The following is a 26,125-nucleotide window of genomic DNA, read 5'->3' on the forward strand; positions in this document are numbered from 1 at the left end:
ATCTAAACCACTGAAACATCGTCACCCCATTATCCCGGAACAAAGGAGCTTCCACTATGAAAACACCTTCTACCTCAAAAGGAGTATTTTCTTTCATTTGTCTGATAGCAGGTCTTGGTCTTCTGATTTGGTCTCTTATGCTTGACTTCACGAAGTCCCAGGCTTCATTCCGTGGTGCCACACTCATCATTGGTATTATTGGAATAGTTTTAGGTTTATACTTTTTCCCGACACTCAAATATCATCGCACAATTATAAATATACTTTTCTTATTCCCTCTTCTGTTTGCCTTTTTGGTAACAGTTATCATTCCTCTTTTCCTCGGTATCGGATATTCATTTACCGATTGGGATGGTATCAGGGTTAGGAATTCCGTTGGACTCGCAAATTACACAAGTATGTTTTCACAGCCCAGTTTCCTCTGGTCTATATTTTTAACATTCTTGTTTGTTGTATGTAACATGATAATGGTTAACCTGGTTGCTTTCCTTCTTGCCCTTCTTTGCACATCAAAAATCAAGGGCCTTGGATTTTTCAGAGCAGCTTACTTCTTACCTAACCTTATCGGTGGTATCGTACTTGGCTATATATGGCAGTTCATTTTCAGTAATGTTGTAACAAAGCTTTTCAATACACAGTATTCAATGATTGCCGATACAGGCACTGCTTTCCTCGCGGTAATCATCGTATACATCTGGCAGTACGCCGGTTATATAATGCTCATCTACATCACAGGTCTTAATACCATACCCGGGGATGTGCTTGAAGCATCTGCCATTGACGGAGCTAATCCCATGCAGACTCTTTTCGAGATAAAGATTCCCATGATCGCTCCCACAATCACGATTTGTACGTTCCTTACCCTTACAAGTGCTTTCAAGCAGTTCGATGTAAACCTTGCACTTACTAATGGTAAAGGATCTGTAGATATTTTCGGACAGTACCTGACAAACGGAACCGAGATGCTCGCTCTTAACATCTATAACACAGCTGTTATAAAGAACAATTACGCACTCGGCCAGGCAAAAGCCGTATTGTTCTTCATCATACTGGCTTGCGTTTCAATACTTCAGGTTCGCATATCTAACAAGAAGGAGGTGGAATTATAATGCATACCAAGGAAAAGACTTCAAACGTTATTATCCGTTTCATTATTGCAATTATAATTGCAGCTTATGTGCTGTTCCCTTTCTTCCTTGTAGTTATCAACTCATTCAAGGATTCCAATGAGATTACAGCAAATCCCATCGGACTGAATGGAGCATCTTTTGCAAAGCTTGTTAGAAATCTTAATGATGTTATAAACAACTCCAGTTTCACATTCTGGCAGACCTTTGGATTTTCAGCACTTATTACTGTTCTTTCCCTTGCACTGCTCGCTCTGTTCGGAGCAATGGCAGCATGGGTTATCTGCCGTAATAAGACTGTATGGTCAAATGTGATTTACTTCACATTCATCGCATCAATGATCATTCCTTTCCAGGTAGTTATGCTTCCTCTTATCTCTACTTTCAGAGATGTCGGAAAGTTCATTGGTATCCCGATGCTTAAGTCAGTTCCCGGTATTGTTTTCGCATACCTTGGATTCGGCGGCGCAATGACAGTATTCATTCTTGTAGGATTTATTAAGGGAATTCCTTATGATCTTGAAGAAGCAGCATCTATTGACGGATGCTCACCCGAGCAGGTATTTTTCAAGGTAATTTTCCCGCTCCTCACACCTGTTATTACAACAGTAACCATTCTTAATGGTATGTGGATCTGGAACGATTATCTTCTGCCTTCAATGATGCTTGGTCAGAACGGTCCCGTAAAGACTCTTCCTGTAGCAGTTCAGGCCTTTGTCGGTTCCTACGTTAAGCAATGGAACCTGATTCTGGCAGCTGCACTTCTTGCTATCCTGCCCATGATTATTCTTTTCCTGATCGCTCAGAAGCAGATTATGGAAGGTATGATCGAAGGTGCAGTAAAAGGCTAATAAAACCCATTCCATTCTTTTACCCCATGGCAGTTCACCTCTGCCATGGGGTATTTTATTGATAAAGCGACGGCCTTAAATTAGGGGTATATATCAATTTATTGTTTTAGGGATAATATTTGATATCAGTTCCGCACATTTTTCAAGGTCTGCAGATTCTTCATTGGCTTCAGAGAAGCGGCCTTCTGTGTTGCTGTCGATGTCGAGGACTCCGATGACTACCCCGTCTTTGTTTCTGAGGGGGATAACGATTTCAGAGCGTGCCTCACTGTCGCAGGCAATGTAGCCGGAAAATTGTGATACATCAGGGACGATGAGCGTTTTGTTTTCAGAAGCGGAAACGCCGCAGACACCGCGTCCAAGCGCGATATGAGTGCATGCTACTTTTCCCTGGAAGGGTCCAAGGATAAGTTCTTTATCGTTACCCTTATCAGTCATTAAATAGAATCCCACCCAGCTTACATCAGGGATCTGCTGCCACAGGCAGGCAGCCACATTAGAAAGATTTGTGATGTACCAGTCCTTTTCTTCTATTACTGCTTCTACATAATTTGATAATGCCATTTATCTATTCCTCCGGAATTTTCTATTTTGTACAATCTAATCAATGTCAGTATCATATCACAAATGACAAAATCATGAAACAATACACAAAAAATCACGTACCGAACTGCCCTATAGACTAGTCCGGTACGTGCATATAACGTTTTAACAACGTTTTGTACTTTATTCAGTTTGTGATGAAACTTTTTTCAAACTATCCTACTAATGGTCTCCTGTTATATAAAACGATCGTATTCTGCAAATATCAGTTTACATTAACCATGATAGCTGCTGTTCTGCCTCCCTTGTGAGCGTAGATACGTGTTGAGCCATGTCCCTGAGCTCTGATGTTACCATGATCATCAACTGCAGCAATTCCCCAGTCCTCACTCTGGAACTGTACACTACCGGTCTTGCCTTCTTCAATTGTGTATGCCCATACAGAATATCCCTCGCCGAGGTCAAGTGTTACTGCGGGCTTGCTGAGCCAAATCTTATAAACCTTGCCCTTTTCGTCAGAGCCCTTTCCGCTGCGTGCAAGATAGCTTCCCTTTGCAACGTCTACACAAACAGTTGCTGAATAGCCCTTCTTATCCTTAACCTTAATCTCAGCGCTTCCAACCTTCTTAGTCTGGATTACTCCATCCTTTGTTACTGAAACAACTGCTTTGTTGTTAGTCTTATAAGTTACATTTCCTGTTGCCTTCTTAACAATAATCTGAGCCTTTGCACCAGGCTTAAGAGTGATGCCTGCTCCACCGTTGCCGTCCTTAGTCAAAGTAACTTTGACTGTCTTAACAGCAGCCTGTGCACGAGTAGGTATTGCTATAAAGCAAAGTGTTGCAGCCAATGTGACTGCCAACATAGTTGACATAATTCTTTTGAAAGTATTACCCATAAGACAAATTCTCCTTTCACAAAAACCATCACATATCTTTTTTCTTTGCTTTTCCCCCACAGCTATATTATTAGCACTTCTATATTGAGAAGTAAACGTTTAACCCGATAACTTAACCAACATTTTAGAATTGATTTATAGTTCCTTAAAAATAACGAAATTATAATATATTCTTAAGTCGAAACCCCTTTTTAAAAACCAAAAATAACAAAAAAGTACCCTATAGCTCAAAGAGCTTATAGGGTATTTATGCACATTATTATGCGTGTTTATCAAAGCAGTGCCGGATCATGTCTGAACATACTCTCTATATCTTTTGTGAAAATAATTTTAGCTGACTTGATTTCAAGTCCGCCCTGTGCAAAATAGAGCTTAAGGTAGAAATTTCCAATCATCGCAGGGCCAAGGCCGATTTTAATGGTCTGCCATTCCTTATCCATTCCGGTCAGAGTAACTGATTTTACCAGCATCTTATCCTGGAATACAGAGAACGGTAGCTGGGCTACATCAGGCTGATTATTAGCTCTGATAACAAGCTCTAAATCAGTGAGACACTTTCTGGGACTGGTAATAACATAAGTAGTTGTCTCTCCCTTTCCAACCTTTATCCTGGAAGCATCAAGGTCAAGCTCATCGCCATCAAACTTGAGCTTTATTATATCCTGGAGAACAGCATCCTCTGCCGAAATCGCAGCTGCAAGTTCCTTATCCAGTACTGATTCCTCTCCGAGCAAATGTCTGTATGCAGGAGTTTTCAGCAGGAATTTGCAGATATTTATTGCACTTCTTACAAGCTCTGCACGGGTAAGTCTTCCCTCTGCAAGGGCCACGTCAAGGTCATCCTTATTCGAATTATCCTCTGCGCTGGTATTTACCATGTTCAGATCATTCTGGGCACGAACCTGAGCGGATACATTCTGGTAGCTTCCTGCAGCACCGGCCTCGTCGTTACCCATTGCCCACCAGTCGGTCATGACGATGCCATCAAATCCCCACTCTTCTCTCAAAATTGAAGTAAGAAGGTCATAGCTGCTGGCGGTCCAGATACCGTTTAAGGGGCCGTAGGTACTCATAAGTGCACGGGCTTTTCCCTCTCTTACAGCAATTTCAAAGCCTTTAAGATAGATTTCGCGAAGTGCCCTCTCCGATACGACGTTGTCAACAAAATGTCTCTTGTATTCCTGTGTATTACCCGCAAAATGCTTAATTACACCTGTTACATCATATTTATGAAGACCACGGAGCTGAGCTGATACAAGCTTACCAGTGAGTATCGGATCCTCTGAAAAATACTCGAAGTTTCGACCGTTCAAAGGATTTCTGTGAATGTTCATACCGGGGCCGAGAAGTGCATCGATTCTGTTTCTCCTAAGGTCAAGTGCCTCCCAGTTAAAGAGCTTTTCATTTAATTCTTCATCAAAAGTACATGCAAGGCAGGTTCCGTTCGGAAGTGAAAATGCATGAGTTCCGCAGTCCATACGTATACCGCTGGGTCCATCGGAGCAGCCTCCGACAGGAATACCAAAATCTGAGAGTCTGTCTGTCACTCCGCCGTAAGCACCTGCTATTCCCGCAGTTACCTTGGGAGAACACATTCCCTCGCCGCGCATCATAGCAATGAGGTCCTTATCGGAAAGCTGGGCTATGAAACCCTCAATGGAAACATTCTTCTCTTCCACGTCCTTAAGCTTAAAGCCTTTGTCACCTGAATAAGGAAGTGCTTTCGGAAGTCTGTCTTTTCTCTTTTTATTAGGATCAAGGGTCCTAATAGGTGCTTTCTCATATTTTGCAGTGTAGCTATTGCCACCCTTTCCACCGGCACAAGGCTTCAATCTCTCAAATTCTTTAACCGGGGCGTAGCTCTCCTCGCACTTACAGATTACTTCGAGCTTCTTAAGCTCAAATTCACCTGCTGCTTCTGCGCTTCTGACATCACTACCTGCATAGATTCTGTAGGTTCCGGCCTCCATGACATAGGATGACTTATTTTTTGTAGCCCCGCCGTCATCATAGGAACTCATCCAGTACTTGGGAATATCAAACTCCATGCTCTGCATCTGACCGGGTTTAAGGACGTCTGTCTTTGCAAAGGCTACAAGTGCTCTGGAAGGTTTGCCAAGAACACCCTGCGGAGCCTCAACATAAACCTGAACAACCTCTTTTCCTGCCCTGTTACCTGTATTGGTAACAAGAACATCCAGTGAGGCGCCTTCTGTCGCGTCGTAATCAAACTCGCCTAAAGCTATATCAAAAGTCGTATATGACAATCCAAATCCAAAAGGATACATTACCTTGTCCTTTGCAAAGGTCTCAAAATAGCGATATCCTACGTAAATATCCTCAGACTGGAAGTTTCTCTTCTCTGAGCCGAAATTCGCTGTGGAAGCATAATCCTCGATATTATAAGCAATTGTATCGGACAGTTTTCCTGAAGGGTTCACATCCCCCGTGAGCACATCCAGAACGGCATTTCCGCCCTCCTGACCGCCCTGCCATACGTAGAGAACGGCCTCGGGGTTAATCTCTTTTACCCACTTCATATCGATGATATTTCCGACATTCAAAAGCACGATAGTGCGCCTAAAGGCCTTGCAGACCTTCTTCAGGGCAGCCTTCTCCTCATCAGTAAGAAGATAGCTTCCCTGCTCATTTTTATTGTCCTGATCCTCTCCGGCGGTTCTTCCGATTATAAAAACCGCAGCATCGGATTCAGCTGACGCTCTCTTTAAAAGCGCATCCTCAAGAGGCATCTCCTTCTGAAACCAGGGCTCTCCTGCCCATCCTATGCCGGCATCAAAAGGATTCTCTTTTACGAATGCCTCATAGGCTTTGCGTACATCCTTGTTTACTTTGATTTTCTTTGAAGCGGCCAGAGCCTCATAGATTCCGACAACATAGTCAACGTTAACCATGCCGCCCGAACCGGTTCCACTCTTGTAGTAATTCATCTGGCTTCTTCCGAAAACAGCGATCTTTGCCCCCTTCTCCAGCGGAAGAGCATTTTTATCATTTTTCAAAAGGACAATACCCTCTGCTGCAGCTGCGCGCGCAGTTTTTGCAAACTGTTTTATATCCCATGTTTTTCCCATAAAAAACTACCTCATTTTCCTGTATTCATACACCGCATTATAAACAACAATGCGGGATACTGATTTTTGCATATCATAATTATGCAACATAAAAACAAGAAAATGAAGTAGTTATATTTGTCTTTTTATGTATTTTTTCAAATAGAAGTTCTGCTCTCTCGCGCTGGGCCGGGCAGAACGGCTCTTATACGTTTATTTCAGCGGAGAGGCCAAGCTCATCCTTGTTGGCTTCGAGAATGGGATTCACAACCTTGCTTAAGAATCTCTCAACCTGATGTGCACTGCAGCCTGTGTATTTCTTAGGATCCATGCACTCCTTGATCTTATCCTCTGTCATATGGAAAGCGGGATCCTTTACGATCATATCAAGAAGATCGTTGTCGAGTCCGTCCTTCTTTACGTGGTCTCCTGCGATCATGGAAAGCTCTCTTATTTTCTCATGAAGCTCCTGTCTGTTTCCGCCAAGCTTTACGGCATCCATCATTATATTCTCGGTAGCCATGAAAGGAAGCTCTGACATGAGGCGCTTCTCGATAACCTTGGGATATACAACAAGACCGTCTGTTACATTCATGCAAAGATCAAGAATACCATCAATTGCAAGGAAGCCCTCGGGAATTGAAAGTCTCTTGTTTGCAGAATCATCAAGTGTTCTCTCGAACCACTGTGAAATCTCTGTAATAGCAGGATTCAATGTATCAACAATTACGTATCTTGAAAGTGAACAGATTCTCTCACTTCTCATGGGATTTCTCTTATAAGCCATAGCTGAAGAGCCAATCTGTTTAGCCTCATGGGGCTCCTCAACTTCCTTAAGATGCTGAAGAAGTCTGATATCCTGAGCCATCTTTGTAGCAGATGACGCGATTCCCGCAAGGACATTAACAACCTTCATGTCGATCTTACGACTGTAGGTCTGACCTGAAACCGCCATACAACCCTTGAAGCCCATCTTGTCAGCGAGCATGGGATCAAGCTTATCAACCTTTGTAAGGTCTCCGTCAAAAAGTTCAAGGAAAGATGCCTGTGTTCCGGTAGTTCCCTTTGAACCAAGAAGTTTCATATTATCAAGAACATAATCAATGTCCTCAAGATCGATAGTGAAGTCCTGAAGCCAGAGTGATGCTCTTTTACCTACTGTTGTAGGCTGTGCCGGCTGAAAATGTGTGAATCCGAGTGTCGGCAGATCCTTGTACTCATCAGCGAACTTTGCAAGGCAGCTGATAACATTGAGGAGCTTTCTGCGAACAAGCTTAAGTGCCTCGGTCATGATAATGATGTCTGTGTTGTCTCCGACATAGCAGCTTGTAGCGCCGAGGTGAATGATTCCTGCAGCCTTGGGACACTGCTGGCCGTACGCATATACATGGCTCATTACGTCGTGGCGAACTTCCTTCTCACGGGCAATGGCAACTTCATAGTTGATGTCCTCCTGGTGTGACTTAAGCTCATCAATCTGTTCCTGTGTGATGTTAAGTCCGAGTTCCTTTTCAATTTCCGCAAGTGCGATCCAGAGCTTTCTCCAGGTCTTGAATTTCATGTCCTGTGAAAAGATGTACTGCATTTCCTTACTTGCATAACGCTCTGAAAGCGGGCTACTGTATCTGTCTGTACTCATATTATCCTCCTAAATGATTTACGCTTCGAAGTCTCCCCTGATATCTTCATCCGGCGGAGCAATGGGGTAATCTCCGGTAAAGCACCCCTTACATATATCAAACTTGTTATTTACCAGTTCACTGAGTCGTTCCTCTCTCAAATAACCAAGAGAATCAGCTCCGATAATCTTACATATCTCATCGATGCTGCGGTTATAGGCGATCAGCTGTTCTCTTGCAGGTACGTCGGTTCCGAAGTAGCAGGGCCACAAAAACGGCGGCGATGATACTCTCATATGGACCTCGGTAGCTCCTGCATCCCTGAGCATTCTTACAATCCTGTCCGAAGTGGTACCGCGAACGATTGAATCGTCTATCATTATAACTCGTTTTCCCTCGACGGCGTTTTTAAGGGCATTCAGTTTTACCTGAACACTGCTCTCACGGCTCTTCTGCCCCGGCTTTATGAAGGTTCTGCCGATATACTGGTTCTTCACAAAGGCCTGTCCGTAAGGGATACCGGACTCCATTGAATATCCAAGTGCAGCGCAGTTACCTGATTCCGGAACACCGACAACCACATCCGCTTCCACCGGTGAATCCATTGCCAAAAAGCGCCCTGCTTTTATTCTGGATTCATAGACACTCACTCCGTCAAGCACGCTGTCCGGTCTCGCAAAATAAATATATTCGAATATGCAATGGCCATGCTTAACGCTGTTGGTCATCTGAAGATTGGATTCAATACCCTTCTCCGGAGAGATGGTCACTATCTCTCCCGGCTCAACATTTCTGATGAACTCTGCGCCGATTGTATCAAGCGCGCAGGTCTCGGATGCAAGAATATAGCTGTTATCTCTCTTACCAATTACAAGCGGTCTGAAGCCATTGGGATCCCTTGCTCCGATGAGCTTCCTGGGCGACATGATAACCAGGGAATACGCACCCTTGATCTTCTTCATCGCGTTGGCAACAGCACCCTCAACATTGGGAGTATTAAGCCTTTCTCTTGCAATATGATATGCGATAACCTCTGAATCTATCGTAGTCTGGAAAATCGCACCGGTATACGCAAGTTCCTCTCGAAGCTCCGGCGCATTTACAAGATTACCGTTGTGCGCCATCGCAAGTGTCCCCTTAACGTAATTAAGGACAAGGGGCTGAGCGTTTTCTCTGGTGCTGCTGCCGGCAGTTGAATATCTCACATGCCCTACACCTATGTCACCATGCATCCCTGAAATGATCTCATGGTTAAACGCTTCATTTACCAGTCCCATGTCCTTATGACTTGTTACTTTTCCTTTCGGACCCATTGTTTCGCTGACAGCAATACCGCAGCTCTCCTGCCCTCGATGTTGCAGGGACAACAGTCCGTAATAAATCGAGGGTGCAACATCCCCGCCATCGAAATCATAGATTCCGAAGACACCGCACTCCTCACCTATCTTATCGTGTTCATTGTTAAAATATTTTGCCATTGAATTACCTACAAATAAATCTTTCCATACCCAACACAAAACATAGTACATTATCTCCTATTTATTAGCAATAAAAAATGAAAAAAGAATTTATACCGATTTCTTTGAACAACGTGAAATGAGGTATAAATTCTTTTTGAGTTTTAGCAAATCACTCCGCAGACGAAAACGCAAATTTATGATACCCGCACTGTCTACGGCCCGGAATTTTATGCTCCGGGATATCTTTGTTCGAAGCGGTCGACCATGTCGAGGATTTCCTGGCGATAGACAGGATATTGGCGTACGAGCTCTTCAATCTCATTTTTGGCATTGCCTGCCACAACATCTCGGTTATAGTCCATCTGCTTACGAAGAGATTGCCTCTGCTGCACAAGCTCGTGGCGGATTTCGACCTCCTCGTTGTGATTTATGAGAGCAATCGCCTGGTGAATCCAGATCTCGGGATCCTTAATCCTGTACTTACGTAGTGCAAATACAAGCGCCTTCTGATTGGTATCCAGCTGCTTTTCTGCAATGGCATAGCGCTCGCGCTCATTTTTTTCCATAAGGTACTTATTGTACATCTGAAGCAGTTCCTTGGAACTGCTGATACCATACTTTAAGCACTCGTAATCTATAAGATTCCTGTTATTTACATAGCGGATCTTAACTGTATTCTGCAACTGAATAAGACGTGCGATGGAATTAAGGATTACCTTCTTTTCTCTTCTCGCCTCATGAATCTTCTGATTGAGAAAAAGGAAAGCCAGGGCTGCTACAGTTATCGCCACCATATAGCCATAAATAACGTTAAGCTTAAGTGCCAGAGACAAGATGGCAAGAGCAACCGTGATAACTCCAAGCGCCACAGCGACCACAAGCATAAGCCTCTGCATGTTGTCCAGGGACACCTCAATCTCGGCACGTCTGAAATCGTAAGCCTGCCTCTCGCCGTCCAGCCTTCTAAGGTCATTTTTGACCTTTTTCTGGTGTTCCTCCGTCTCCTTTAGAGTTTCGGCACTCTTCTTGACCTGATTATGAAGGCGCTCCATCTTCTCGAATTCCTGATCGGTCATTCTGCTCTTACGTCTGTTGAAAGTTTTCTGCTGTTCTTCACTATCGAGAATACGCTGGGCACACTGATTAACCTCAGCGCGCTGCTCTGGCGGAAGTGCATCGATTTCTTCCATGTCCCGCAAATGTGAGGTAACTACGCGGTATTCGAACTGAAGGTTATCCATCTCCCTGCTGGCCTCAGCCATCTGCTGAAGACAGTTTTCGATGTACTCATGCCTCTGTTCAGGGTCGTCCATGTCTATATTTTTTCTTGTATAGACGATATCATTCCAGTTTTCCAGTTCGTTTTGCTGATGACGTTCTATTCGATATGTATCTTTTTTCTTGAAAAAATCAAAGAACCCCATTATTCAACCAATCCCCGATATTCTTCCTTCATATCCTTAGTAATTCTCTCCACCGCTTCGTAGTACTCGCTCATCTTAGCACCGGAGCGGTACAGTTCCAGACTTCTGACCTTGATATTTGCAGTGCTGGCATCATACAGATCATTGGCCTCGTCCATGCGCTGTTCCAGCTTTAAGGAAAGATTGTGTGCCTCCTTATGCGAACTCACAAAGGAAACATATTCTTTCTCATCCATCATCATGCGCTTTGCTGCAAGATAACCGAGATAGGACTCGTCTGCTCCGCCGTCCTCCCATGCCTTATGGAAAAACTCCGCAGCCATATCATACATAAAAAGATGTGCATACATGACACCCTGATTGTGCTCTATCTTGGATTTTATATTTTTATCCATTTCCGGCATATGCTTCAAAAGATAGTCATATTCACTGAAAGCCTGAGTGATATGCCCCTGCTTCATCAAAAACTCAGCCCTGGACATGCGTTTTTCATAGATATCCATGTCCGCATTACTTCTGAGTGTCTCCTCTGTGCTGTCGATTTCTTCCTTCGTGGAATATCCGACATAATCAAGGATCATTCCAGCAAGGGAAACAGCAGAACACTTGTGAACTATCATGTGTCTCAGCTCATCGGCAAGCTTTTCAAGACCAAGTTCATTTCCTATCCAGTCTACAAGACTCATTTCAAAAGAATCCACATCGATAAGAAATGCGTTCTGAGTTATACAGTAGCAGAGCTCTTCTATTGAATAAATACGTCTGCCGATTTTCTCAAGATAATAGGGTTTTAAAGCGTACCTTCCGGTACAAAGAATAAGTCCTCTCATACCGAAATCTCCTCGCTCCATGACAAGCCGGAGTTCTCAAAGAGCTCTCCAAAGCCCATGTCCTCGATATGTATTATAACCTTGTCCGCAGCCCTCATAGAGACTTTCATGCGAAGTCTCGTGGTTCTCGGAGGACGCTCCGGAAGGTCATTAAGTTCAATAGTATGTACATGCTTTTCACCTGCGGTGAGTGACGTAATAATAATATCTATAAAATTCTCATCTTCCAAAATAAGATCAAGGCTTGTACCGATGTCATACCAGTTTTCACCGGCATCAAGAAGGGCATGATAGGCCTCCTTACCCTGCTTCTTAACAAGAAGACCGATATTTGATTTTAGTTTTCCGCCGTCAAGGAGCACATATTTTTCCATGCGCTCGCTGGGGCCAACTTTCTCTCTGGCCGCAATGCTTGCACCCTTGCTGAAGAGATTGTTTCCCTGGAATACACGCCTTGTTCTGCATAAAAACTCCAGAGATTTCTGCATCCACTGATCCCTGAAGCCGTCGCCCAGCAAAAATACGGAGCTGACAATTCTGCCCTCCATGGTCTTTTCCGCAAACTCCAAAAATTTCTGGTCAAGCCTTACTACCTGCTCCTCGCGCTCCTTCGCATTCTCAGAGAATCTCCCCTGCGAAAGCACCATCCCGCCGTAAGTTGTTTTATCTATGGTCACAACAATGGGCTTTGTTCTATGGTTGAGCTTCATGTCATAGACAGTCATCTCGCCGAAGCTGTAATCGCAGGCGATAACCGCATGAGACAGAAGATCATCAGGCTGATAAAGCATGTAGTGATAAAGGCTGTCCTCATAGCTCTGATAAAAGATATTCTTAACAGGAAGCGAAAGTGCTCCCGTAACCTCAGATAAAACCTCTATCATTCTGCTGTCCATGGTCCTTGTCGTAAATGCAATGGCATCTACCATGTCCATTGACAGTTCCATCGATAGCAGTGAAAGGGTTCTTTTTACAAAAAGAGTCAGAAGCGAAACGGGATCATAGCCTGTTCCGTCTACATTTACACGCTTTCCGGATCTGGCAGCCTCAATAAGGCCGTCAACTCTGACGCCCTCCCCGGCTTCAATCTTAGCGATGGCCTCCTTACCGTAAAACCACTGGTTAACATCCTTTCGTTTACATAAAACAGTTGGGATGTTGTAAGCCTCTGCGCCTGCCAGGGTTGAGAGTGTCTCCGGAAGGTCGGAATCAGACGCAAGAAAACTAATCTGCGAGACATCCTCTCCCAGATCATAACCAAGTACATATCTTCTTGCGTTTTTTGATTCTTTGAAAAATTGCATTGTGCCCTCATCCGTCAGCTACGCTGACACCTTCCCCCACATGGGGGGGGAAGGCTTTATAACATCCTAAATAATTTGTTTGTCATGAAACGCTTTCTGTAATACTCGGAAAGAAGTCTGTCCACAGTATCGTAATCCTGAAGCGTCTTGCCGATCATAATATCGTTTATTATCGAGTAGCGGCCGACTATGGTTTCCTGAACAATATCGTTCTTGGAGATAGCTCCGCTCTCCGTCAGTTTCTCACCGCGGCCGTTGTAGTTCTCCTCGGTGATGTAATACTGAATCTGCTCACCAAAGAAGAGTATAAATGAGGCGTCATAGATACCTCTGTACATCTCCTGCATGGGCGCGGTCTTGTACTCCTCATTCTCATCCTCACTGGAGATGTAGTGAACGATGCACTTGGTCCCCGGTGTGGTTCTGTACTCAATTATTGACTTATCGCAGAACTGTCCCATCTGCGGAAGCTCGTTCTGGTAGTACATGAAAAATGAAAAGTACACATTCTGATCCAGAAGCCTCTTTAAGAAGTCCTTCACAATATCCTTGTCAGGCTTAAGTCCTTCGTGGTTAGCCTCTGTAAAGCTCCTAAGATATGCCATTCTGCACACATCAAGAAGTTCTGCACCCTCCTTTGAAAGTGTGGCAATTCTCTCGAAGACATAGCTGTCTGTAACCATGTTATCCACGAAGTAATCGTTGGCCGATTTTGCTAGAAAAGCTCTCTCAAGCTCATCTCCGCCGCCGCTCTTTTCCACATAGCTTCTGAAAAGAGCAATCTTATCACCGATATGTGCTCCGGTGTAAAGAATCTGAGTAAGGATTCTCTTAGACAGTTCAAATACATCCACACTTAGATTGTTCGCAGTTTTCCAAAGGTCTCTCATCTCCTTGACGGTTCCGCTATAGTTTGCCGCAAGGAAAGTCAGAAGCTGCTCATCATACTTCGCGTGAGAGAATGCATACCAGGCAATCTTGGCATTATCCTCAGTATTCTCGAGCGACTCATTATCCATAAGTCTGCCGAAAAGTCGCATAACAATTCTGGGATCCAGCTTGTGCGTGCCAAACCTGTGAACAAGCTTATACGCCTTATCATAGTTGCCGGACATAACCATAAGCTCGAACATCGTACTTCTGTCAGCGGTTCCGAGATCCTCCATAGTAACCTCATCCATGTACTCTGCAAGCTGACGCTCAAAGTTATTTTCATAATAGAACCTTATAAGGCTCTCTCTTATATGCTTTCTGCAAATGGACCTGATCTTGGGATCACTGGCAAGCTCCCTGAACCTTCCGACATTTTCCATCGTGATGGTATAAGAATTTTTCTCAATATCACAAAGGAAAAGCTCCACGCTCTCAGATCCCTTCTGGATATAAGGCGTTGCATAGGATGCAAGCTGTCCCACCAGCATAAGCTTTGAATTTATAAATGGTATGCCCTCTGCAAACCTGTTGTCATCGGCATCCGCAAGGAAAACTGAGTAATCGCTGCCATACAAAGGAACATAGGCAACTCCGCCCGCAAGCAGATACTCCACCTCTTTTTCCAGCTTGTCGTAGACAACAATCACCTTGGTCATGCGCTTATTGTCAGTCCTTATCTCATTGCTGTATAAAATCCTTAAAACCTTGTCGGCATTGCTGGCATCAACCATCTGCCTGGTGAGCAGATTTTTATATAGATAACCGAGATCCTTGTTAATCCTACCATTGTCCACCTGCTCTACGAGATACTTCTCAATCTGAAGCCTGTAGGAATCGTAGATATCAGGATACTCGTCTCTGTGTTCGTGAAGATACCTGTAGAGTATCGCATTTTTTTCATAATCAAGATTGCTCTGATAGGAAAAGAACATGAGCACCATCTTGGATATCTCGCAGGGAAGCATTCCATCCTCATCGAGATAAATGGCAGCCATATAGTACTCATAAAGCCTTGTGATATGCAGTTCCTCCTCAACTCCAAGGGCATACCACTCGAAGGATTCGGGATCGGTTCTGTTTCCCTTTATCAAAAGCGAACATATAGCTTCCAGCGTAATCTTATCAGGATTAGTCTGATAGCATGCCATGAGAATCTTGCACAGCTTCTCATTGTAGCTGCGCTCTCTGGATCCTATATAAACTATCTGGTCTATCAGATTCTGCTGAAGAACACCCTTTTTCACTCCATAAGCAAGAGTCTGAAGTTCAAACTCCGAGGCCTTGGTAAGAAGTGTCGGCGACTCAAACATAAGGTTAAGTGCCTCTATGAAAATAATTGGACTTCTGCAGCCGTCCTGGAATTGCTGTTCCATCAGCACCCATCTGCTGGTGGGGCTGTTAGCATACTCCTCCGAAATATATAAAAGAAGCCATGCGATTCTCCAGCTATCTGAATTTCTGGAGAATATACCTTCCATCATTCTGGATACTTCGTTGGTCGCATACTCATCTCTCTCAACAAGAGTAGTGAGATATAGATAATAACAGTAAAGGGTATCGTCGTCCGGATACTCCTCCTCCAGAACCGGCTTCATCTGGTCGAGTATCCATTTACCCTCGCTCACTCTCGATGCTGTGATGAGATACTGAGCTGTATATAATCTGAAGGCAGGATCCTTGGCATCCACTGCGTTCATTCTGTTAACAAGTTTTCCGCTCTCCGAAAGCCAGTCCCTAGAACCTATTTTCTTAAATCTGAAATCTTCATAGAGCTTAACAAGTTCCACTATGAGCTTTTTCTTCTCCATCTGTATAGATGAAAGGTGTTCTAATCCGAGATTCACCTTGGCGGTAACAGGAATCTTAACCTCCATATAAGGAGTTCTGAAGGTTATCAATCCAAAGTTATTGCCCTCATGCAAGAGACTTGCATCCACACGAAATTTAAAAAAGCAGTTATTTCCGATAAAATCGCTGTCGGTAAGGTCAAGAGAATCCGTTGAAAGGAAATCTCCGTCAAATTCAACTTCAACACGCGTATACCCCCATCCGTTCCTGGAAAGCATCACGGTATGCTCCGAAACAGCTGTCGGATTATCTATTACAATCTCAGTCCTGTCGGGAATATAGCTTATCGGCTGTTTCTTTTTTATGGAAATAAGAAACTCCTCCATGTTCGCTTCGGACATGGGGACTGAAGAAAGCCCTCTGTACAGGCTTTCAAAGCCGCTCTCATTCTCCTGAAAAACATCGATAAATTCGTCGGAATAAAAGAGTTTTTTCGCTTCATCCCAATCGGTTTTTGCAAGATTTACAAAGTGAAACATGTTGCGAATCGGTCCCATACTGGACATCACGTGACTAATCTCCACGTTCACAACAAAAGGAAGCTGATATTCTCCCTGATTGGATATGACTGAGAACTCACCCTTGATGACATCACCGGCGCTAAGACCCGTGCCATCAAACCTAAATCCCACCTCATATTCATAGCCGGAAAAATCAGCTGTCAGAACCTGCATACGGAGCTCAGAAGTAGAGATGAGCCCCTGCACAACCTTGTCCTTAGGTCCATAGATAATGAAGCTCCCTTCACAAACCTCCCCCGGTTTAATATTTAATTCCAGGCGCGGAAGCGAGAAGCTGAGCGTTCTTTCTATATTATCAAATTGTCCATTTAATAAGCGGTCAATTACACTATTCACGTAAAGAATTCCCCGAAAGAAAACATATTCCAAATTATTATAGCACAAAAAACACAAAGCCACCCATACAAATAAATGTATGGATGACTTAATTTACGAAAACATTTCGGACGTTTTAATGCGTATATTTGTGCGTTATATTGTGTATATCACTCCTGCCTCAGCGCTTCAATAGGATCCATCTTCGCCGCTCTTCTCGCAGGATAAATTCCAAAGAACAGTCCATCGGCTATCGAAATCGCAACAACCATAAGGACGTTCATCGGACTGATTGCAGGCGGGAACGACATGAAATTCTCCGCAATTTTTGTAAACAGAAAGCCCATAAGCATTCCGATCATACCACCTATAAGTGTGATAATTGCAGACTCTGTCAGGAACTGTATCAAAATGTATGAGGTTCTGGCTCCGAGAGATTTCCTGATTCCGATTTCTCTGGTTCTCTCTGTAACCGTAACCGTCATGATATTCATAACACCAATTCCGCCGACTACGAGCGAAATTGCAGCAATGAGAGCAACTACAAGTGTCACGACATCAAGAATACTGGTATATGCTCCTGCAATACTCGCAAAGGACTGAATCTGGACTGCACCTTCGCCTCGAAGCTCCAGCATGTTCTCGGTTACACTTTTTACTTTAAGGGCTGTCTCGTCCGCCATACCCGGATTGGTATAAATTTTAAAGCTTGTAATCTTATCCCCCGCAAGCCCGAATCTTCCGGTCAAAAGAGCATACGGCACATAAATTGAACAGTAATAATATGCCTCTTCTTTTTTCTTTATAGCTTCCTTTGCAGATTCAATATCTTCATCACTGCTCTTTGCAACGCCGACTATCATCAGGTCAACACTCTTGGACCCGATGTCGACCGTAAATGTCTTATCAACAACATCATCCGTTCTGAACAAAAGGAGCGCATCCTGCTGAGAAATTACGCATACTGCCGTTCCGGCTTCCGCCTCGTCATCCCTAAAGAATCTTCCGGCATGCATTCCTTTCGTCTCTTCATGCGAAATATCCGCAGTTCCGCCGGTAATTCCAAGTTGCCTGTCATCCTTGCCATCGTTATAGGTTCCGCTCGAGCTGATGGTCAATGTTATTCCCTGCATCTCCGGAACAGCATCCTTTATTCTTTCAAGATCTTCCGGTTCCAGATATCTGTCGGTTTTCTTGGGATCAAGATTGATTGTTACTCCGCCGCTTGATATTTCATCAAGACTGCTGTTGACAAAAACCTTCATTCCGTTACCTATTGAAAGAATTGTTATAACAGAGGATATACCGATAAAGATACCAAGCATGGTAAGGAAGGTTCTTCCTTTATTCTGTTTTATACTCGAAAATGCGCTTTTTATGTATTCCAATTCTTACCCTCATCCGTCAGCTTCGCTGACACCTTCCCCCAATGGAAGGCATATATCAATTTCTTGCAAGTGCGTCTATCGGCTTAAGTTTTGCTGCTTTTCGTGCCGGATAGATGCCGAAAAAGATTCCGATCATCATAGAAAAGAGCGTAGCTCCTATTACAATTTTGAAGTCTATCACAGGTTCAAGATCAAGAAGTATGCATCCAACATAAGCTCCCGCTATTCCGACGATGACGCCCACGATTCCGCCCATCAGGGAGATGATAGCGGATTCAGCCAGGAACTGGAAAAGAATTGCTTTGGTTCTTGCTCCGATTGATTTTCTTATACCTATCTCTCTTGTTCTCTCAGTTACGGTAACAAGCATAATATTCATAACACCTATACCGCCGACCAGAAGGGATATGGCAGCAACCAGTGAAATAAATGCTGTTATCGCTCCCATAATAGAATCTACCTGGCCTGATACATCTGACATACTCATGTAATAAACCGCGTCCTGTCCTCGCAGCCCAAGTCTGTTCTCAACAAAGCGAACAATACTTTTAACAATAGTACCCGGCTGTGTGTTATCCCAATATATCTCGACACTATGGAATTCAGAGATGTCCTTACCAAAAGCTCTGGCATAGGTTGTGAGCGGCATCTCAATCATAGCTGTATAGGAGTCGGTTTCCATATCAATCATCTTGGAAATCATCTCACTCCAGTTTTCTCTTATTCCGATAACCTCCAGCTCGATAGAACTGCCGCCAACGCTTAATTCAAAAGTTTTGCCAAGTGCATCGGCCGTTCCAAAAAGACGGACCGCATCATTTTTCATCATGACGCAGACTCTTGCTCCCTGATCCACCTGATCATCGGTAAAGTAGGTCCCTGTCTCAAGCTTGGTCAGTGTGGATTTCTGATAATCGGATCCGGCAGCTGTGATGAGCGTATCATAAGCTCCTCTTGGGCCTGAAGAAATGCCGTATTCATTGTCATAAAATGTCGCACTGACTCCGGGGAAGTTGTCCTTGATTTCTCTTATATCGTCGTTATTAAATCCCCTGTCCGCAACCGACATATCAAGATATATATCCGCAACGTTTCCGCCTATAGCATCAACCTCGTTTCCTACATATCTTGCCATTCCGTTTCCTATGGTAAGCGCCGCGATGACCGAAGCAATTCCGATTATGATTCCCAGCATCGTAAGAGCTGTTCGCATCTTATTGCCAAGAATATTTTTTATGGCACTTTCTAAATATTCAATAAATGTATCCATTACTCGCTCATCTCGATGACTTTGGTTCCTTCGACAAGGGTTGTGGGATCGGTGGTAACGATGGTATCACCCTCGCTGACACCTTCCTTTATCTCTGCATCTGTACTGGTGGTAAGTCCCAGAGTAACAGGCTGTCTCTTAAGAATTCCATTATCAATAACAAATACGAAATCACCCTCAGAATCGGTTCCGATGTACTCATAAGGAAGTACAAGAACACCCTCTGCCTTCTCGGTGTGAATCTTATTAGTTGCTTCTACTCCGAGAATAATGCTGTCATCGGGATTCTTTAGCTTTATTTTGCCATCAACAACAGGCACTCCGCTCGCGTTATTCTTAGCTGTTCCGGAAACCTGTGTCACTTCGCCTTCGTAATCATTGCCATTAATTGTGACATCCACCTTCTGCCCCTTCTTGATCTTACTAAGATCTGACTTTGAAATCTGGATATCAACTCTGACATCATCGGTACTTTCGATAGTCATGATTTTTGTTCCGGGAGCAACTGTTGAGCCCTCGTTTGCACCAATCTCTGTTACTACTCCTGAAAAATCTGCTTTGATTCCGCCCTCTGCCTCTTCAATGTCAGTAATGGTATTCGTGCTCTCGAGCTCTGCAAGCTCTCTCTGAGCTGCAAGTGAACTCTTTTCACCCGAAGTAAGAGCACTCATTTCAGCTGATGACTGCTCGGAAAGATCCTGCTTCTCTTCGTTCAGGGCAGTTATCTGTCTATTCCACTCCTGAATCTCAGGATCGTTTGACAGTGCGTACTGAACATCGGAAATGGCATCCTGGATTTCAAGTGCCATCTGGCTCTCACCATCCTCTGTTCTTCTCTCATTAGGTCCCTCGTTTTTCAGTGCTGCATCATAACTGTCTGAGACCCTGTTCTGATCAACATCCTGGCTTACCTTCTGAAGGTCTGTCAGAGTCTGATTCATCCTTGATGTCTTCTCTGTGATCTTGTCATTGATCGCATCTATCTCACTTGTAATCTCATCAAGACGATTGTTAATATCGTGAATGCTTCTTCCTTCAAGAACATCAGTAGCCTTATTGTTCTTTTCGATGCTTCCGCTGTAGCTGCCGTTTGCCTGCTGAAGATTGAGCTCAGCCTGCTTCTTTGTCTTTTCAAGTTCAGCTTCATCATAGGTATAAATAACGTCTCCCTTGTTGACCCTGTCACCTTCCGACAAACTAAGCGTTCCGATCGGTGCCTGAAGCTTCGCGTAATAACTCTTGGTCTCATCGGATGCAACGTTTCCGCTGATTGAAACGATAACTTCGATGTCGCCCTTTCCGACTGTAGCGGTTGTGACCGGCGTGGGAGCATTTTTTGCCTTTATATTATTGAAAACCACCCAGCCTACAATCAACACTATGAGTCCCAGAACGATGAACTTCACAAAGCCCTTCTTCTTACCGGGAGTATAACTTGGCGCATCTTCTTTCACTGCATAAGTCTTAGTTTCCTGCGAAACTTCTGCCTGAGCTTCCTGCGCAGCATCTACCTTAGCTTCTCCATTTACTTCCAGTGTGTCCTTTGAATTCTTCTTTTTCCCCAAAACCAAATTCATAATTACTTGTCTCCTCGTAGTCTAAAAACAAAGCCTTTCATGTTACAAAGTAAAATTCTCGTTTATCTCATCCTTTGCGATTTTTCCGTCGCTTATGGTTATAATCCTCTTAGCCTGTGCCGCAATTCCCGGGTCATGGGTGATAAGTATCACCGTTCTGCCCTCGGCATACAGATTCTTAATAGTAGCAATAATCTCTCTGCTGGAACCACTATCCAGGTTACCTGTAGGCTCATCAGCAAGAAGTATCGGCGGAGCCTGTGCTATCGCCCTTGCTATTGCAACTCTCTGCTGCTGACCACCTGAAAGCTCCGAAGGTTTGTGCGTCATACGTTTCCCAAGCCCAACATGTTCCAAAGCCGCTACAGACAGCTCACGTCTTTTTCTCTTGGGAACACCTCTGTACATCAGCGGCAATTCAACATTTTCAAGCGCAGTAAGTGACTGTATCAGATTGAAACCCTGGAAGATAAAGCCTATCTCCCTGTTTCTGACATCTGACTGTTCATCATCACTCATATGAGAAACATCCATTCCATGGAGCAGATATATCCCACTTGTAGGTGTATCAAGACACCCAAGCATATTCATCAGTGTAGATTTTCCGGAACCGGACTGGCCGATGATAGCCACGAATTCCCCTTCTTCTATTGTAAGGCTCACATGATCAAGAGCCCTGACTTCATTCTCCCCGGGATTATAAATCTTACATATATCCCGTACCTCAACTAACGCAGGCATTACTCCTCCCCTCTAACTCAAAGCTATTTTTCAAAAAGAGAATGTTTGATGCTGGCATCGGGAGATTACAGCCATTTCTTATCGGGAGATTATGACCAATTAGTCTCATCACAAATCAGCATTGTTATTCGTAAATGAGAGAGCATTTTAGGCATTTTGGTATACCTTTTATAAGCTTTTTGAGGCTTCTGCAAGGCATTTTGTAAATAAGAGCGTGTTTTTCGAATTTTGGTATACCTATTTTTAGAAATCATGGGTACCAAATCTCTAAAAATGTCTTCTCATTTACTTTTGGTTTTGAAAACCTATTAAAATAAGTCGAAAATGTATACCAAAACGCTAATAAACCCACTTTATTTACTTTTTTCAGCTGCTATGCTCCGATGGTTGGTCAAAATGTTCCAATAATAATTGGCGAAAATCGCCTGATGCTAACAAAAAACTTTTTTCATAGTAAGGTTATAATAAACTATCTACCATAGTATATAACGAAACAACTTCTATTGTATCTTCATTTATTAAAAAATAAATGATCTTTTTTCCTGATTTCAAGAGTAAATTTATCATATATATAAATACAGACCGAAATGTACACTTATTTCGGTCTGTTTTACACTTAAAAATATTTTCCCAAAATATGAGAAATAATTACTTAGCAAGAAACATCATAATGTCATTGCTTCTCTGAACGAACTTAGTCATGGACTCAGCATCAAGGGGTGCATTCTGGATGCGGGCAAGATCGTAAAGCTGCTCGCAGATTGTGCTTACGTTCTCACCGTCCTCGTTGTCCATTACATACTTAACAAGCGGATGGTTAGCATTGAGGATAAGCGTCTGACCGCCCATACCAAGGTCGCCCATCATCATTCCGTTTGCGGCATACATCTTCATCATATCCTGCATACGGCGTGTATCCTCGGATACAGTGAGCATTGAAGAAATCTTCTTATCCTTGAGCTTCTCAACCTTAACAACGAGCTGCTCATTCTTAAGAGCCTTCTTCATCTTCTCGCCGATGTTCTTCTCGATCTCCTCGAATTCCTTCTCAGCCTTCTTAGATGTTCTGCTCTTAAAGGTATCTGTAAGATCAGCATCAATTCTCTGGAATCTGATGTCCTGATTCTTGGACTCAAGCTGCTGAATAAAAGGCACATCTATGTTGTGATTTAAGATGAATGCATCCATCTTCTGAGCCTTGAACATGTTGATGTACTGGCTCTGCTGCTGCTCATCAGTTACATAATAGATGGTGCGGGGTTCTTTTTCCTCGTCCTTTTTATCACCAGCCTTGTCAGCACCATCTCCGCTTACTGTATTGCCGTTCTCATCTATTACTTCAGCTTCTACTGTATTACCATTCTCATCCTTAGCTTCCTCAGCTGCGGCAGCCTCCTCAGCCTCTTTGTTGATCTGGAGTGCTTCGGGAAGTGTGAGATATTTTCCATCAAGGTTCTTGAAGAGAATGTAGTCATTCATCTTCTCGCAGAACTTGTCGTCCTTGAGGCAGCCGTACTTGATGAAAGGAGAAATATCCTCCCAGTACTTATCGTAGTTTTCCTTATCTGTCTTGCAGAGACCTGCAAGCTTCTCAGCCACCTTCTTAGAGATGTAGTCTGAAATCTTCTTTACAAATCCGTCGTTCTGAAGTGCACTTCTTGAAACGTTAAGAGGCAGATCAGGACAATCGATAACACCCTTAAGGAGCATCAGATACTCAGGAATTACTTCCTTAATATTGTCAGCAATGAATACCTGGTTGTTGTAAAGCTTGATAACACCCTCAGCTGACTCGAACTCCATGTTGATCTTAGGGAAATAGAGGATACCCTTTAAGTTGAAGGGGTAATCCATGTTAAGGTGAATCCAGAAAAGAGGCTCCTTGTAATCGCGGAATACCTTTCTGTAGAATTCCTTGTACTCATCATCGGTACAATCCTTGGGAGTCTTTCCCCAGAGAGGATGTGTATCGTTAAGGAGCTGAGGTCTTCTCTTGATTTTGAGTTTCTTCTCCTCTTCCTTCTTCTCCTCAGAAACTTCGCCATCCTTAGCTTCTTCCTTCTTCTCAGGCTCGATAACTTCGATTACAACATCGTCATCGCGCTTCTCGGATTCCTTGATGGTCTCTGTGCCTTCCTCGTTCTCTCTTGAAAGATAAATCTCATAAGGCATGAATGAGCAGTATTTCTCGATTACTTCTCGAGCCTTGTACTCATTGCAGAACTCAAGGCAGTCATCTGAAAGGTGAAGAGTAATAACTGTACCTACGTTCTCTTTATCTCCATCCTTCATCTCGAAGTCTGAACCGCCGTCGCAGGTCCAGTGTACTGAAGCCGCATCTTCCTTATATGAACGAGTATCGATCTCAACATAATCAGATACCATGAAGGTTGAGTAGAAACCAAGTCCGAAGTGTCCGATAATCTGGTCTGCATTTGCCTTATCCTTATACTTGTTAAGGAAGTCTGTAGCACCTGAAAAAGCTACCTGGTTAATGTACTCCTCAACCTCCTCAGCTGTCATACCGATACCGTTATCAATAATCTTTATTGTCTTATCCTTATCGTTAAGAACAACGTCAACGCGGGGCTTGAAGCCATCGGGAAGTGTATACTCTCCCATCATGTCCATCTTCTTGATCTTTGTGATCGCATCACATGCGTTGGAAATAACCTCACGATAGAATATGTCGTGATCTGAATATAACCACTTTTTGATGATAGGGAACATATTCTCCGAGTTAATTGAAAGATTACCTTTTTTCTCCATTGTAGTGCCTCCATTACTATCGCGAAGCGGGATGAAAACCGCCCCCTCCGCGTTTTTATTAAAATAATATTGCGGCGTGTTCTACATAATATAGAATACCCACAAATATGAGTTTAAGACTGTGAGAGACAAAAGTCAATAAAAAATTAGCACTCAATTGAAGCGAGTGCTAATAAGCGGTTAATTCACGAATTGAAGGTGTATATTGCATAATATACTGCTACGGAAGTATAATTATTATATACTTCTACAGAAGTACTTTTGTGGTTTTAGGAGATTATTTTTATGGAGATGACTATATATCACGGTTCTGTGCAAGTTGTAAATAAGCCTGTTTTCGGCTATGGGAGAGATGACAATGACTATGGCAGAGGCTTTTACTGTACAGAAGATCCTGAGCTCGCCAGGGAATGGGCAGCAATAACTGATAAAGGAGGATTCTTAAACACATATCGTCTCAATACTGAAGGTCTTAAGATCCTGCGATTGCTGAGTCCTGATTTTCATATTTTAAACTGGCTCGCCATTTTGCTTGCCAATAGAAAAATAAGATATTCAAGTCCTATAGAAAAAAGAGGCGCGGAACATATACTTGATAATTATCTTCCCAATACAAAATCTGCTGATGTTATCATCGGCTATAGGGCTGATGACTCCTACTTTTCTTTCTCGAGAGCATTCCTCAGTAATACCATAACGCTAGAGCAGCTCTCATATGCCATGAAATATGGTGATCTTGGCAAGCAGGTTGTGCTAATGAGCAAAAGAGTATTCGACAGCATCACCTTTTGGGAAGCCTCACCTGTCAACGGACTTATATACGCGCCAAAGCGTATAAAACGCGATGCTGACGCCAGAGAATCATATCAGAAATTGTTGGGAAAGGAACAAACTGAAGGTATCTATTTAAATGAAATTATACAGAAAGGAATAAGCGATGAACAGCTGCGCATACTCTGAGTTATATTTACATGATGCCATGAGTAATCTTGGCGAGCTTGTAGAATACTTGGTTGAAGCAACTCCCGATATCAAGCCTGACGATTTTTTTCAGATGATGATTATCAGCGGCTTTGCTGAACGTTTTGAAAAGGGCGATCCCATGGTTGTCAGCGGAATGTCCGGCACTGAGCTTCATCACAGAGTTTTGGAGACCTGCGGATTCTCTGACAGAACCTGGCCTGAGCCTCTTATTCGCTTCGATACCGGGGTGGATTACTGGTGCGGATACATTCTTGCCTACTATCAATGGAAGAAAAATATCAGTTTTGCCAGAATATTTGAATCCCTAAATTACGAAAAGCTGGCAAAACTATATAACACAGGCCATACCACCTCAGACGACCACGCATTGCTTTTGGTAGAAAATGTCTCATCTTCCGGTGCAAGCAAAACAGTAACACGAATCCAGGCATACAGAAAACTCATAGGTTTGTCCCAAAAAGCTCTGGCGGATGCTTCCGGTGTGAACCTGCGAACCCTTCAGCAATACGAGATACGCGATAAGGATATAAATAAAGCCTCAGCAGAAAAGGTCCTCTCTATGGCAAGAGTATTGAAGTGTAGACCTGAGGACTTAATGGAAAAGTGAATTTCTACTAGTGTCTTGTCTAATTGACATTTAATTAAATTACTACTA

18 protein-coding genes are annotated in these 26,125 nt (G+C 43.4%); 4 read left to right on the forward strand and 14 right to left on the reverse strand.

Annotation, left to right across the window (positions count from 1 at the left end):
* Window positions 1-56: 56 nt before the first annotated feature.
* Both BLR42_RS00535 and BLR42_RS00540 read left to right on the forward strand, forming a co-directional pair.
* On the forward strand, window positions 57-1,109 hold the full coding sequence (locus tag BLR42_RS00535) for a carbohydrate ABC transporter permease (RefSeq protein ID WP_091865653.1): 1,053 nt from the start codon (window positions 57-59) through the stop codon (window positions 1,107-1,109).
* Complete coding sequence (locus BLR42_RS00540) at window positions 1,109-1,978, forward strand: carbohydrate ABC transporter permease (protein WP_091865656.1); 870 nt, start codon at window positions 1,109-1,111, stop codon at window positions 1,976-1,978. Before BLR42_RS00535 ends, BLR42_RS00540 begins: the two co-directional genes overlap by 1 nt.
* A 93-nt stretch (window positions 1,979-2,071) precedes the next feature.
* Here the strand turns inward: BLR42_RS00540 and BLR42_RS00545 are convergent, their stop codons facing one another.
* The 14 genes from BLR42_RS00545 to htpG form a co-directional block, all read right to left on the reverse strand.
* On the reverse strand, window positions 2,072-2,542 hold the full coding sequence (locus BLR42_RS00545; RefSeq protein ID WP_091865658.1) for a GAF domain-containing protein: 471 nt from the start codon (window positions 2,540-2,542) through the stop codon (window positions 2,072-2,074).
* A gap of 244 nt (window positions 2,543-2,786) precedes the next feature.
* The gene (locus BLR42_RS00550) at window positions 2,787-3,419 is read right to left on the reverse strand and encodes a hypothetical protein (protein WP_091865659.1); all 633 of its coding nucleotides are present in this window, start codon (window positions 3,417-3,419) and stop codon (window positions 2,787-2,789) included.
* A 272-nt stretch (window positions 3,420-3,691) separates the two neighbouring features.
* On the reverse strand, window positions 3,692-6,508 hold the full coding sequence (locus tag BLR42_RS00555) for a glycoside hydrolase family 3 protein (RefSeq protein ID WP_091865662.1): 2,817 nt from the start codon (window positions 6,506-6,508) through the stop codon (window positions 3,692-3,694).
* 184 nt (window positions 6,509-6,692) lie between these two features.
* Complete coding sequence (gene purB / locus BLR42_RS00560; RefSeq protein ID WP_091865665.1) at window positions 6,693-8,126, reverse strand: adenylosuccinate lyase; 1,434 nt, start codon at window positions 8,124-8,126, stop codon at window positions 6,693-6,695.
* 18 nt (window positions 8,127-8,144) lie between these two features.
* Complete coding sequence (purF, locus tag BLR42_RS00565; protein WP_026498484.1) at window positions 8,145-9,584, reverse strand: amidophosphoribosyltransferase; 1,440 nt, start codon at window positions 9,582-9,584, stop codon at window positions 8,145-8,147.
* 209 nt (window positions 9,585-9,793) lie between these two features.
* A complete protein-coding gene (locus BLR42_RS00570) occupies window positions 9,794-10,990 on the reverse strand; it encodes an AAA family ATPase (protein ID WP_091865668.1) in 1,197 nt (398 codons plus the stop codon).
* Window positions 10,990-11,820: a hypothetical protein gene (locus BLR42_RS00575; protein ID WP_091865670.1), complete on the reverse strand. Its 831-nt coding sequence runs from the start codon at window positions 11,818-11,820 to the stop codon at window positions 10,990-10,992. Before BLR42_RS00575 ends, BLR42_RS00570 begins: the two co-directional genes overlap by 1 nt.
* The gene (locus BLR42_RS00580; protein WP_091865672.1) at window positions 11,817-13,124 is read right to left on the reverse strand and encodes a DUF5716 family protein; all 1,308 of its coding nucleotides are present in this window, start codon (window positions 13,122-13,124) and stop codon (window positions 11,817-11,819) included. The genes BLR42_RS00575 and BLR42_RS00580 overlap by 4 nt, the downstream gene beginning before the upstream one ends.
* A gap of 56 nt (window positions 13,125-13,180) precedes the next feature.
* Complete coding sequence (locus BLR42_RS00585) at window positions 13,181-16,762, reverse strand: DUF5717 family protein (RefSeq protein ID WP_091865674.1); 3,582 nt, start codon at window positions 16,760-16,762, stop codon at window positions 13,181-13,183.
* A 149-nt stretch (window positions 16,763-16,911) separates the two neighbouring features.
* The gene (locus tag BLR42_RS00590; RefSeq protein ID WP_091865676.1) at window positions 16,912-18,129 is read right to left on the reverse strand and encodes an ABC transporter permease; all 1,218 of its coding nucleotides are present in this window, start codon (window positions 18,127-18,129) and stop codon (window positions 16,912-16,914) included.
* 55 nt (window positions 18,130-18,184) lie between these two features.
* On the reverse strand, window positions 18,185-19,399 hold the full coding sequence (locus tag BLR42_RS00595) for an ABC transporter permease (protein ID WP_091865678.1): 1,215 nt from the start codon (window positions 19,397-19,399) through the stop codon (window positions 18,185-18,187).
* Entirely contained in the window at window positions 19,399-20,976 is a 1,578-nt protein-coding gene (locus BLR42_RS00600) for an efflux RND transporter periplasmic adaptor subunit (protein ID WP_091865680.1), read from the reverse strand. Before BLR42_RS00600 ends, BLR42_RS00595 begins: the two co-directional genes overlap by 1 nt.
* Before the next feature lie 42 nt (window positions 20,977-21,018).
* Window positions 21,019-21,717: an ABC transporter ATP-binding protein gene (locus tag BLR42_RS00605; RefSeq protein ID WP_091865682.1), complete on the reverse strand. Its 699-nt coding sequence runs from the start codon at window positions 21,715-21,717 to the stop codon at window positions 21,019-21,021.
* Window positions 21,718-22,365: 648 nt separating this feature from the next.
* Window positions 22,366-24,486: a molecular chaperone HtpG gene (gene htpG, locus BLR42_RS00610; RefSeq protein ID WP_091865685.1), complete on the reverse strand. Its 2,121-nt coding sequence runs from the start codon at window positions 24,484-24,486 to the stop codon at window positions 22,366-22,368.
* Window positions 24,487-24,771: 285 nt separating this feature from the next.
* Here htpG and BLR42_RS00615 point away from each other — a divergent pair, with 285 nt between their 5' ends.
* Window positions 24,772-25,446: a DUF3990 domain-containing protein gene (locus BLR42_RS00615; RefSeq protein ID WP_091865687.1), complete on the forward strand. Its 675-nt coding sequence runs from the start codon at window positions 24,772-24,774 to the stop codon at window positions 25,444-25,446.
* Window positions 25,424-26,077 (forward strand): helix-turn-helix domain-containing protein, encoded by a 654-nt coding sequence (locus BLR42_RS00620; protein ID WP_091865689.1) that lies wholly within the window; start codon window positions 25,424-25,426, stop codon window positions 26,075-26,077. Before BLR42_RS00615 ends, BLR42_RS00620 begins: the two co-directional genes overlap by 23 nt.
* Window positions 26,078-26,125: the final 48 nt, after the last annotated feature.

It is taken from the genome of Butyrivibrio sp. INlla16, assembly GCF_900104155.1.
In the GTDB taxonomy this organism is placed as follows: domain Bacteria; phylum Bacillota; class Clostridia; order Lachnospirales; family Lachnospiraceae; genus Butyrivibrio.

Coding starts and splice junctions, on each gene's coding strand:
- BLR42_RS00535 (WP_091865653.1), top strand. CDS start 57: ATGAAAACACCTTCTACCTCAAAAGGAGTATTTTCTTTCATTTGTCTG.
- BLR42_RS00540 (WP_091865656.1), top strand. CDS start 1,109: ATGCATACCAAGGAAAAGACTTCAAACGTTATTATCCGTTTCATTATT.
- BLR42_RS00545 (WP_091865658.1), bottom strand. CDS start 2,542: ATGGCATTATCAAATTATGTAGAAGCAGTAATAGAAGAAAAGGACTGG.
- BLR42_RS00550 (WP_091865659.1), bottom strand. CDS start 3,419: ATGGGTAATACTTTCAAAAGAATTATGTCAACTATGTTGGCAGTCACA.
- BLR42_RS00555 (WP_091865662.1), bottom strand. CDS start 6,508: ATGGGAAAAACATGGGATATAAAACAGTTTGCAAAAACTGCGCGCGCA.
- purB (WP_091865665.1), bottom strand. CDS start 8,126: ATGAGTACAGACAGATACAGTAGCCCGCTTTCAGAGCGTTATGCAAGT.
- purF (WP_026498484.1), bottom strand. CDS start 9,584: ATGGCAAAATATTTTAACAATGAACACGATAAGATAGGTGAGGAGTGC.
- BLR42_RS00570 (WP_091865668.1), bottom strand. CDS start 10,990: ATGGGGTTCTTTGATTTTTTCAAGAAAAAAGATACATATCGAATAGAA.
- BLR42_RS00575 (WP_091865670.1), bottom strand. CDS start 11,820: ATGAGAGGACTTATTCTTTGTACCGGAAGGTACGCTTTAAAACCCTAT.
- BLR42_RS00580 (WP_091865672.1), bottom strand. CDS start 13,124: ATGCAATTTTTCAAAGAATCAAAAAACGCAAGAAGATATGTACTTGGT.
- BLR42_RS00595 (WP_091865678.1), bottom strand. CDS start 19,399: ATGGATACATTTATTGAATATTTAGAAAGTGCCATAAAAAATATTCTT.
- BLR42_RS00600 (WP_091865680.1), bottom strand. CDS start 20,976: ATGAATTTGGTTTTGGGGAAAAAGAAGAATTCAAAGGACACACTGGAA.
- BLR42_RS00605 (WP_091865682.1), bottom strand. CDS start 21,717: ATGCCTGCGTTAGTTGAGGTACGGGATATATGTAAGATTTATAATCCC.
- htpG (WP_091865685.1), bottom strand. CDS start 24,486: ATGGAGAAAAAAGGTAATCTTTCAATTAACTCGGAGAATATGTTCCCT.
- BLR42_RS00615 (WP_091865687.1), top strand. CDS start 24,772: ATGGAGATGACTATATATCACGGTTCTGTGCAAGTTGTAAATAAGCCT.
- BLR42_RS00620 (WP_091865689.1), top strand. CDS start 25,424: ATGAACAGCTGCGCATACTCTGAGTTATATTTACATGATGCCATGAGT.